We start from the raw sequence: 10,580 nt of genomic DNA, 5'->3' as shown, positions 1-10,580 counted from the left end.
GCCCGAACCCGACAGAATTGGGGCGGTGCTGGTGCCGGAATTTTTGCGACCCACAGGGTCGCCGGCCTTGTCGCCCAGGCGCGGAGCGCCTCAAGGGGATGGGCGACAGGCCGAACCCAAGAGATTTGGGTGGTGAGTTGGGCTGAACACTTGCGGCTCTTTGAGCCGCGCAGTTCGCCGCCACCCCGCGCGGCGGACTGCAACTCGTCGGAGCTCGTTGCGCCCCCGCTGGCGGCGAACTACTAAGACTGAGAACGGATCCCACAGAAAGGGGCAGTGAATGGGGGAAGGTGCTTTTGAGGGTCGAAACCTGCGAGGCCCACAGCAACGTCAGTTGCGGGCCTCTGCTGCGGGAGGCTCCGGCCCGGGCGGTTCTTCGAACCGCAGGAATCAGTTCAAAACGCAAACAGGGGTAAAGCTGGCCGGGTGTTTGGGGTAGAGGTAGACCAGTTATTTAGGGTAGACACAGCCAATAAAACATCCCGCGAGTCCCTCTTTGTTTATTCCGAGAGGCAACGCAACTGAAAACCGTAGCTACGATAGTCCGCGTTGCTGAGAGTGAGGCTCTGCGCGTTGAAGTGCAAGAACCGCCCGATGATACCGCTGACCGCAGACGACCAGCTATAGCCACTGTGGCCGACGCCACCCGGTACGCCCGAAGAGTAGTTGCGGTAGCCCGGGGCGGAATATGTAGAGCGGATGCTTCCCGGCGCCTGAAAATGCGGGAGCAGAACGGCAATGATGAAGTTGCCGCAAGACCGGTGCGCACAAAAAAAGGATGACAGCATGCGCGCTGTCATCCTTATAAGTTCATCCCCCCGACAAATCCCTCCGCACGAAGCGTGAGCCACAAGCCAGGCTCGAACTGGCGACCTTTTCGTTACGAATGAAATGCTCTACCGACTGAGCTATTGTGGCCTTTTCGGGTGCAAAGATAAGAAACTTTCCCGAAGAAAAAAACGAAACCGTGTCGCACTCAATAAAAAACGGTACGACACGGTTCGAAATGTTATTCTTCGGCCATCAACACTTCCGGAGCGACCATCTCGGGACGTTCGAAACCGTCCGTCGTCGCCTTTTCGGTCATCCGTTTGATGCGGTTGTTCAACTCCGGATGGGTCGAGAAGAGCTGCTGAACCTTGTTGGTCTTGTCGGCGCCCATCTCTTCTTGCATCTTCTGCAACTTTTCGAACGAGAGCGCCATGGCCCACGGGTTTTCGCCGTGCTCTTTCAGGAAGTTGTACCCGTATTCGTCAGCGGCGTACTCCTGCTTCTGCGAGAATTTGGACTGGGTCACCGCTTCGCCGAGGTCGCCGAGCTGAGAGTCGGAGAGCTTGGCCGCCGTACCCCCCGCCGAGCTGATCCCGTCGCGCAGGGCCGAGGCTAACAGTGCCGTCCGGAATGCGTTCTTGCTGTCTTTGTTCATCACGTGGCCGATTTCGTGGCCGATGACGCCCAAAATCTCTTCGTCGGTCATGATCTGCATCAGGCCGGCGAAAACCCGGATGCTGCCGTCGGCGCAGGCGAAAGCGTTCACGTCGCGAACCCGATAGGCTTTGATGTTGAGCCCTTCGATGTTGATCTTTTCGGTGATTTTGGCCAGCCGGACGGCGAACGGGTCGTCGCCTTCGCAAACGGGGTTGTGGGCGTCCAGCCAGTCGATGTACTCTTTGACGTAGCTTTCTACTTGTTCGTCGGTCAGGGTAGCGGCCTGAACGGCTTTCATCCCGGCGCCGATGGCTTTATTGAGTTTGAATTGAGCCTGAGCGGTGCCGACTGCGGTCAGCGCGATGACGGAAAGAATGGTCAGGATTCTTTTCATGACAGTTGGTTTGTGGTTTTAAAAATCACGCAAAATTAATCCCTCGGTCTTGATTTTACAACGATTTTCGTCGGTTTTTACAGCCCGAGGGCGTGCGTGCGCTTATTCGGATCGCAGGGAGCGAACCGGATTGGCGCGGGCGGCGATCCAGCTCTGGATGCCGACGGTCAGCACCACGACGAACAGCACCACTGCGCCGCCGATGAGGAAGTAACCGGGATGGAGCGTAATCCGGTAGGGGTAGTTGCTCAGCCAGTCGCGCATGAGGTACCACGCCAGCGGAACGGCTACGACGAAGGCGATTCCGACGTAGATCAGGTAGCTGCGGATGAGCATGAATACGACCTCCAGGATCGTGGCGCCCTGTACTTTCCGGATGCCGATCTCTTTGCGTCGCCGGGCGTTCGAGAAGACGATGAGGCCGAAGAGACCGAAGCAGGAGATCAGGATGGCCAGCACGGAGAAGAGGGTGAAAAGTATCAGGAAACGAGTCTCCGAGATGTAGATCTGGGCCAGCATTTCGTCCAGCAGCCGGATGTACAGCGGGTCTGCGGCGTTGAATTTCCGGTAGATGGCTTCGATTTCGTTGAAAACGTGCCGGATGTCGCTCACCGACGAAGCTTCGACGCGCACGTTGATGAGGCCTCCCTCGATCGGCTGGATGTAGATGGCGAGGGGTTCGATCCCCTGTTTGAGCGGCTTGAAGTGGAAGTTGCGGCAGACGCCGTCTACTTTCGTGGTCGGGATGCTCGGGTCGTCGCCCGACTCGTCCTGGATGCGGAGCTGTTCGTAGTCGTCCACCTGGAAAGCGTTCATGGCCGATTCGTTCAGCACGATCCCCTCCACGCCGTCCCGGAATTTCGGATCGCCCTGCGTCATGTCGATGCCGAAGGTGGTGAAAAAGGCGCTGTCGGCGATGATGAACTTGCTCCAGATCTTTTTCTTCTCTTCCTGATAGCGGGCTTCGAGCGGGCCGCCGCTGTCGTAGTTTCCGACGATGCCCTGGGTCAGGCTGATGCTCTGGACGAACGGCAGCTGGCGCAGCTCGGAGAAGAAGGCCTGCCGGTGTTCGTAGATGCTCATGTCCATGTTGATGAGGACGATCTGCTCTTTGTCGAAGCCGAGGTCTTTGGTCTGGAGGTGTCGCAGCTGGCCGTAGATGACCAGGGTGGAGACGATGACGCCGATCGAGGCGATGAGCTGGATGACGATCAGGGTCTTCCGGAAGAGCAGCATGCCGTTGCCGCGCCCGGCGCGGTGGGTGTAGAGGGCGTCGATCGGGTCGAGCGAGCTGAGGTAGAAGGCCGGATAGCTCCCGGCAATGATGCCCACTCCGAGGGTCAGTCCGAGAAGGATGGCCCACTGCCACCACTGGTTCATCAGGATGAGGGGGTACGGGAAGCCGACGATGCCGTTGAAGAAAGGCAGCAGCAGGTCGACCAGCACGATGGCCAGCACGAGTGCGATGAAGGTCATGAAGATCGATTCGGCGAGCGAGCGTAGGATGAGGTGTCCGCGTGTCGCGCCGTTCACCTTCCGCAGGCCGATCTCCTTGGCCCGCAAGGTGCCCTGGGCGGTCGAGAGGTTGAAGAAGTTGACGATCCCGAGCAGCAGGATGATGATGCCGACCCAGATCATCGCCACGACCTGTTTGTGGTTGCCGCCTTTGAATGCGGTGAAGAGGTCGGCGTAGTTGAAGTAGACGTCCGACAGGGGGTAGCAGACGACGCGTTCGACTTCGTACCCCAAGTTGCCGTTCGCTTCGACGACCTGCTGCATCTTGGCGTTGACGGCCGCGATGTCCGATCCGGGACGCACTTTGCCGAAGATCTCGTATTGCCAACGGCCCCAGGACTCTCCTAACGTCGTGCCGTTATAGAGGGCCTGCTTCGGGTTCAGGGGCAGCACGACGGAGTACCGGATCGAAGAGTTGATGGGGATGTCTTCGGTCACGGCGGTCACCACCCAGTCCGGCCGGCCCTGGATGACGAGGTTCTGCCCGATCGGATCTTCGTTGCCGAAGAGGGCTTTGGCCATCGATTCGGTCAGGACGACCGAATTGACGTCCGGCAGGGGGTTCTCGCGGTCGCCCCGGACGATGCGGAACGAGAAGACGCGGAAAAAGGCCGGATCGACCTGAAGGCTGCCGTCGTTGGTGACGACGCCTTCGGCGGCTTCGGGCCGTCTGATCTCCAGATACGGGCCCCGACCCACATTGCCGATGGCTTCGAAGTCGGGCACGCCGGCTTCGATCACCGGGGCCAGCGGGTAGGGACAGCCCCAGCCGCTGATTTTGTAGATCCGGTCGGCGTCCTGGTGGAACATGTTCATGGTCAGTTCGCGGGCGGCGTACATGCCGATGAACAGGACGGTGGTCAAGGCGAAAGCGAATCCCACGATGTTCAGACCGACGTACAGACGGTGGCTCCGGGGGAGTAGTGCGTTCAGGCGCATGAGTATTTGAAAAAGGTTAGTGGCGTTATATTCGTCAAGTGACTGACAAATATAACGGTTTTTGACCATTCGAGTGTAATTTATTTAAAAATAAATGGGCTGTTTTTTTTTTTTTTGTTTTTCTGCCCGCTTTCTCATGAATTAATTGACTGTCGTGACGGCCGAGGTGGTATTTCCTGCCACCTGGCCGTCGTACATGGCTGCACAGCGAATGGCGGGCAAGGTGTAACGTCCGGCATAGGCGGCGTTCAACCGGGTGCGGACGGTGACGGCGGCGCCGGCGCCCAGCGAGGGCAGGTAGCTGTCGACCCGGTCGTCGCGCAGGTCGCGGTAGTCCACGCCGGTCGGCAGCTCGCCGACGTCGGGGCGAATCTCCCAGCCGGAGGCGACGGGTTGGCTCAGCATCAGGTGGTCGATTGCGGTCGGGGTCAGGTTGCGCACGGTGACTTCTGCGACGAAGTCGGTGCCCTGCTTCAGGGTGGCGGCGTCGATCGGATTCCCCTTGCTGTCGAGGTAGCGGACGGTTACTTCGAGCCCGTTCGAAGCGGCTGCCACGTTGCGGCCGGACGAAATCCCCGAACCGACGACCCGGATATAGAGGGTCCCTTTCGTCCGGTTGGTCACGGCGACTTTGCCGGAGGAGGGGTTGTCCCATTCGCCGCTCCAGAACATCTTTTTCGAGTCGGATTCGACGCGGCCGCTGTGTCCGCCGGCGTTCCACTCGAAGTTCAGGGCCGATACCCGGCCGTTCCGGGCGGCGTATTCGCCCATGGCGAGCAGGCTCCAGGCGGTGGTTTGGGTGCTCATCCAGTCGTCGGAGACGAGGGCGTGCGAAACGACCTGTGCTGTCTGGGCCGCTTCGGCGCGCAGCCCTAACAGGGTCTGTGCCAGCAGCTGGACGGCCCGGGCGCGTTGCGACGAACCGTAGGTCAGCCGTTGTTGGACGGCGAGTGTCTCGTCGGAATCGGCGGCTGCCGGGTTCGTCCCGGTGGCGACGGTGCGGCCGAGGTCGGTGCGGCCCGCTGCACCGTAAGCGGCGGCCAGCATCCACCGGGCTTCGTCGGTCAGGTTGCCGTTCTGTCGCAGGCGGTTCATGGCGCCGGTCTCGGGCGAGCCGGAGAGGGCCAGCGCATAGAGCTGGTAGGCCTGGATCAGGTTGGCGCCGGCGTTCAGGGCGGAGTTCCAACGCACGGCGTTGCTCTTGACGGCGGCTTTGAGCCGGTCGTAAATGCCCGCAGGCATCGTATAACCCTTATGTCCGGCGACGGTCATGAAGTGCAGGGCGTAGGCCGAACCCCAGGAGTTGGGGGTGGCGGAGCCGGGCCAGTAGCCCATCGAACCGTCCGGGGTGGCGTATTGCTTGTAGCGTTCGAGCACGCTTTCGACTTTCGTCCGGGCGGTGTGGCGCTCTTTCTCCGACAGGTCGGCCAGATCGGGCAGGTAGAGCAGCGGGAAGACGGCGGAGGTGATCTGTTCGATGCAGCCGTAGGGGTAGGTGGAGAGGTATTCCATCCGTTGTGCGGCGTTGAGGGGCTGCACGGCGGAGACTTCGAGCATCAGGCGCTGCGTCCCCGGCATGCCGGGCAGGGCGGCTGTCCCGTTCCAGCTCTTGCCGGCTTCGACGGTGTGGCTCTGGCCCGAGGAGACGGGCAGAGACAGGGTGCGCACCGGAATGTCCATTCCGTAGTGGGTCTGTCGGCCTCCGCCGGTGGCGGTGATCTCGATGTGTCCGCCGGAGGAGGCGCCGGTCGGCAGGGCGTCTTTCACCCGAAGCCGGAAGAGGACGATCTGTTCGCCTTTGGCGGTCAGGGCGACGGTTTGCTGGGCCGCGCCCACGACGGTGAAGAGCGCTTTGTCGGCGGTCAGGGCGACGGAGGTTTTCCCGATGCCGTCGCGGGTGGCGATCAGGGTGGCGGCCACGACGAACTCGTCGCCCGGAGCCACGCTCCGCGGGGCGGTGCCCAAGACCATCAGCGGGGCGCGCACCGTGACGGAGCGTTCGGCCGAGCCCCAGGCGCCGTTCCCGTCGTCGCCCTCCGGAGAGACGGCCACTGCCATCACGCGCACGCGGCCCATATAGGCTGGAAGCTGGATCCGGTGGGTCGCTTTTTTACCGGCTTTCAGCTCAAAAGTGCCTAAGTATTTCATCACGGGCGGGAATCGGTTGACGGAGGCTTTCGGCGCGGAGGTCAGGGCGTCGTCGCCGCCGATGGCGAACATCTGCTCGATCCGTCCGCCGTAGGCGCCCAACACGTCGTTATAGATGTCCCAGGTCGATACTCCCAGGGCGACCCGGGCGTTGAAGGTTCCCCACGGGTCGGGGGTGCGGAACCGGGTCAGGTCGAGCAGGCCTTCGTCCACGACGGCCAGCGTGTAGGCGCAGGCCCGGCCCTGTTTTTCCGACACGGTGACGGTCATCTCCGACTCGGGCAGTACCTCGTCCGGAGCGGCGATCACCGGTTCGAGCCGGCTGGCGGCCGAGGTGGCCGACAGGGGGACGATGCCGTAGAGCCGTACCGGAAGGTCGTTCTCGACGCTGCCGTACGGTTGCAGCAGGGTGACGTTCAGGTAGACGTTGGGCTGCATCTCGGGGGTCACTTCGAAGGTGAATTTCTCCTGCTTCCGGGTGCATTCCACGGGGAAGACGGTCAGCACGCGGGAGCCGTTCTCGACCGAGATGAGGGCGCGCGACCCTTCGGTGGCCGGGAAGCTGACGGTGGCGCGCTCGCCCACCTGGTAGGACTTCTTGTCGAGCGAGACGGCCAGCCGCATGGCTCCTTCGCCGTCGGTGCGGCGGTTGCCGTAGTCGGGCCAGTCGACGTAGAGCAGGGTCGCGGCCTCGTGTCCGCTCCGAAGGTCGCGGGCGGTCATGTAGTAGGTTCCCCAGGAATCGCGCGTGAAGTTCAGTGCGACGGAGCCTTTGCCGTTGCCGGAGGTCTCGACGGTTTCGCGGTGGACGGGGCTCAGGCTGCGGTCGGAGACGTGGCGGGCCAGCTGATCCTTTTCGGCGCTCCACCACCAGTGCCATTCGACTTCGTAGAGGCAGACCTCTACGCGCCGATCGCCGGCCGGCCGCCCGTCGGGCAGGACGGTGGCGAGGTCGAAGGTGTAGTCCCGTTCGGTGTCGAGCCGGTCGGCGGCCTCTTGCGGCGGCCGGATCCCGACGTAGGAGTCGAAGGGAGAGTAGAGGATCGTCGTGCCGTCGATGCTCGCTTCGCCCGAGGGCTCGAACAGCCGGGTGGTGAAGTTGGCCTGCAACAGGCCGCCGGCCTTTTCGCCGCCGTTCAGCACGGCGGTGATCCGGGCGTCTCCGGCGGCGTCGGTGGTGCCGGTGATCTCGGGGGCGCTTTCGGGGCGGAACGAACGGTAGGGGTTATCGAAAACATACCCTTTGTATTCCGGAAAACCGTTGTGCAGGGCGGTGAATTCGGTCTCGATGACGTAGCGCAGGTTCCCGGCCTGTGCGCCGGTGAGCCATTCGCCGTGGAGAGTGGCGTTCATCGGCTGGCCGCGCTGGATGTAAGGTTTCGGAAACCGGAGGTCGATTTTGAGGCGGTTGGGTTTCACGGCTTCGATCCGCAGCCGTTTGCCGAAACGGGCGCCGCCGACGCTCACAGAGGCCGACCAGACGCCGGTCGGGGCGTTCGGGTCGGTGGTGAGCACGAAACTGTAGATGCCGCCTGTGGCCCGGGTGGCCACGCGTTTCTGGTAGAGCTGGCCGAGCGGCGAACGGAGTTCGACGGTCACGGGGTGGCCTGCGGGCAACCGGGTGCCGGCGGTGGTGAAGTTCATATAGATGGTGTCGCCCGGTCGCCAGACGCCGCGTTCGGTCCAGATGAAGCCTTTCAGCCCCTCCTGTACCTGCTCGCCGGAGACGTCGAAGGTCGAGGTCGAGAGCTCGGAACCGGTGTTGACTTTCAGATAGGTGCGTTGTTTCTCTTTCGCGACGACGGCGTAGTAGGGCCGGCCGTTTTCGTAGCGGATCAGGGCGTGGCCGTCGCCGTCGGTGGTGCCGCTACCGACGAGCTGGTTCTGGAAGTTACGCAGCTCGATCCGAGCCTCTTTCACCGGCTCGGTGGTGGAGATGCTGTGCACCAGAAAGAGCATCTGGGGCTCGTCGGAGGCTTTGGCGATCACGCCGAGGTCGGTCACGGCGAGGTTCCGCTGTACGGTGCGGTTGAAGTAGTAGCTCGGCGAGCAGGGGTTGTTCCGCTCTTTCCATTCGTAGATGTCCCAGTCGTAGTCGTTGCCGCTCCAGTAGTAGCCGCCCTGGTCGAACCGTTTTTTCATGGCGGTCAGCCGGGCTTCGTCGGCGATGCGGGCGGCCTGAGGGGTCAGCCGCTCTTCGGGCGGGACGCAGGAGAGGGAGGCCATCGAGCGGTCGAAGGAGAGCGAGATGCGGTACAGAGCGCCGGGCTCGGGCCGGATGAGGTCGTCCAGGTCGAGCGAGTAGGTGGCCCAGCGGTGGGACTCCTGTCCGCCGTTCTGATCCAGAAAGATCGTTCGCGAGGCAACGGGGCGGGCGGTGCGCATGATGCTTCCGCCGTCGTTGTCGGAGAGGTCGTTCTCCTGTAGGAATTGTCCCATGGAGCTTTCGAGGATGCGGAAGACATCGACGCGGACGGCGCGCAGGCCGACAGCCTGGAACGGAATGCCGCGGCCGGGCCTGTTCGATGAGTTTTCGACGAGCGCTTCGGCGGGGGGCAGTACGGTGCCGCGACCGATGAAGCGGACGGCGGGGTCGTGGTTTTCCAGGGGGATCGTGCGTTGGATCTCTTCGCCGAAGCGTTTCCCGTCTGCCGATCGCAAGGCGGGGTCGATGCAGAGGGTGGCTTCGGTGAGGTCGTTGCTGCGGGACGAGGGGTAAAGGAGTACTTTGTTGTCTTCTATGCGTCGCACGCAGGAGAGGTCGTCGAGCCAGACGATGCCGTCGAGATCCTGGTGCGGGTCGAGTTGTCGCGAGAAGCGTACTTCGATGTATTTTTCGGGATGGGTCACGTATTCTACGGAGTGGAGCTCAAAGCTGCCGGACGAGGGGATGGGCACGGTGAGCACCTCCTCTTTTTCGTATCCGGCTTTGGGGTCTTTGACGGTCAGGGTGAGGTCGGAGGCGATGAGCCGGGGCTGGATGCCTGAGATGACGAAACGGTGTTCGCGGCCGTCGGCGTTGTGCATCCAGTGGACGGTGCCGTGGTTGAGGCCGTCCCATTCGCTCATCCGGGTGATGCGGGCGGAGTCTTCGTAATCGGCGGTGAAGAGGCTCCCCTCGAGGGTGTAGGTGTGGTCGTCTTCAACGATAAAGCTGCCGAGTTCAGCTGCGGCTGCGGCGGGCAGGGTGCGGAAGGTGAATTCGAAGTCGCCGTCGTCGGGTCGGCCGGGTAGCAACCCTTTGAGGTCGAGGCGCACGGTGTAGGTCTGGCCGCGGTCAAGCTCGGTTTCAGGGGTGAACAGCAGGGTCCGGGGGTCGTCGACGGCGATCTCCCAGCGGCCTTTGGCTTTGGGCGAGAGGGTGATGTATTTTCCCAGCCGGGCTTCCTGCGAGACGGGCTCGACGAGGGTTACGGAGAGGGTGCTCCGTCGGCCGATGGTGCCGGTGGTGAAGCTCTCGACGGAGGGGTTGTAGGCGATCTCGACGGGGGTGGTGCGGATGCTCTTTTCGAGGGCGACTTTCTTGTCGCCGCACGAGGAGAGGCCGACGGCGATGCCGAGGGCTGCGCCGCAGAGGGTCAGCAGGCGGCGAAGAGGTTGGTGGCGTGACGGTTGTCTCATATTGCGAGTTTTTTATTTTGTCGTATTTCGCGGGTTTTATCCGGTTTCTGTTCTTGAAGGGCTGGGGCTGCTGTTGCCGTTTACGTGTTCTGGGCGCAGCTCTTCTTTAGTGGGGCCGCGCGGAACAGGGAGTTGGGCCGAGGCTGCCAGTAAAACGCCCTGTGGGCGCGCCCGCCCGGCGTAAGGGCAGTTTCAGGCGGGTCAAAGCTCTCCCGCGCGCGATCGCTGAAGAAGGAAATCATTCAAACGCGTGTTTCGCGTTTGAATAAGATTTCCGCCAGCGCGCGGACAAAGAACGGGGTAGAGGCTGCCATAGCGAAACGCAGTTTCGCCCGTCCACGGGACGTGGGGCCCGCGCGGCCCGAGCGCAGTCTCCTCCTGTAGCCAAAGCCGCGCGCCCCGCCTAAAGGAGCGATTCAATCATTTCGGCAGTGAGCCGAAATAGTTGAATCGCGCAGGCGCGCGAAAAACCTCGACTTCGAGCAAAACTCCGTCGCCCGCCCGTTTAAAAGGGTATATTCTGCCGGTTGGCACT

At 62.4% G+C, this 10,580-nt stretch carries 4 protein-coding genes and 1 tRNA gene; all 5 read right to left on the bottom strand.

The features are described from left to right. Positions 1–500 precede the first annotated feature (500 nt). On the bottom strand, positions 501–788 hold the full coding sequence (locus QZ302_RS06515) for a hypothetical protein (protein WP_294593814.1): 288 nt from the start codon (positions 786–788) through the stop codon (positions 501–503). A 57-nt stretch (positions 789–845) separates the two neighbouring features. After that, positions 846–918: transfer RNA gene (locus tag QZ302_RS06510), tRNA-Thr, on the bottom strand. Between the two features lie 91 nt (positions 919–1,009). Next, on the bottom strand, positions 1,010–1,822 hold the full coding sequence (locus QZ302_RS06505) for a M48 family metallopeptidase (RefSeq protein WP_294593813.1): 813 nt from the start codon (positions 1,820–1,822) through the stop codon (positions 1,010–1,012). A 102-nt stretch (positions 1,823–1,924) separates the two neighbouring features. Continuing rightward, the gene (locus QZ302_RS06500) at positions 1,925–4,276 is read right to left on the bottom strand and encodes an FtsX-like permease family protein (protein ID WP_294593810.1); all 2,352 of its coding nucleotides are present in this window, start codon (positions 4,274–4,276) and stop codon (positions 1,925–1,927) included. 141 nt (positions 4,277–4,417) lie between these two features. After that, positions 4,418–10,045 (bottom strand): MG2 domain-containing protein, encoded by a 5,628-nt coding sequence (locus QZ302_RS06495; protein ID WP_294593807.1) that lies wholly within the window; start codon positions 10,043–10,045, stop codon positions 4,418–4,420. Between the last annotated feature and the right edge of the window lie 535 nt (positions 10,046–10,580).

The organism is uncultured Rikenella sp. (assembly GCF_910579375.1).
Classification (GTDB): domain Bacteria; phylum Bacteroidota; class Bacteroidia; order Bacteroidales; family Rikenellaceae; genus Rikenella.
Note: the sequence above shows the minus strand (reverse complement) of the source record. Positions and strands in the feature narration are given on the sequence as shown.

Excerpts from the sequence above, each read along its gene's own strand:
- QZ302_RS06515 (WP_294593814.1), bottom strand. The coding sequence starts at position 788 with ATGCTGTCATCCTTTTTTTGTGCGCACCGGTCTTGCGGCAACTTCATC.
- QZ302_RS06505 (WP_294593813.1), bottom strand. The coding sequence starts at position 1,822 with ATGAAAAGAATCCTGACCATTCTTTCCGTCATCGCGCTGACCGCAGTC.
- QZ302_RS06500 (WP_294593810.1), bottom strand. The coding sequence starts at position 4,276 with ATGCGCCTGAACGCACTACTCCCCCGGAGCCACCGTCTGTACGTCGGT.
- QZ302_RS06495 (WP_294593807.1), bottom strand. The coding sequence starts at position 10,045 with ATGAGACAACCGTCACGCCACCAACCTCTTCGCCGCCTGCTGACCCTC.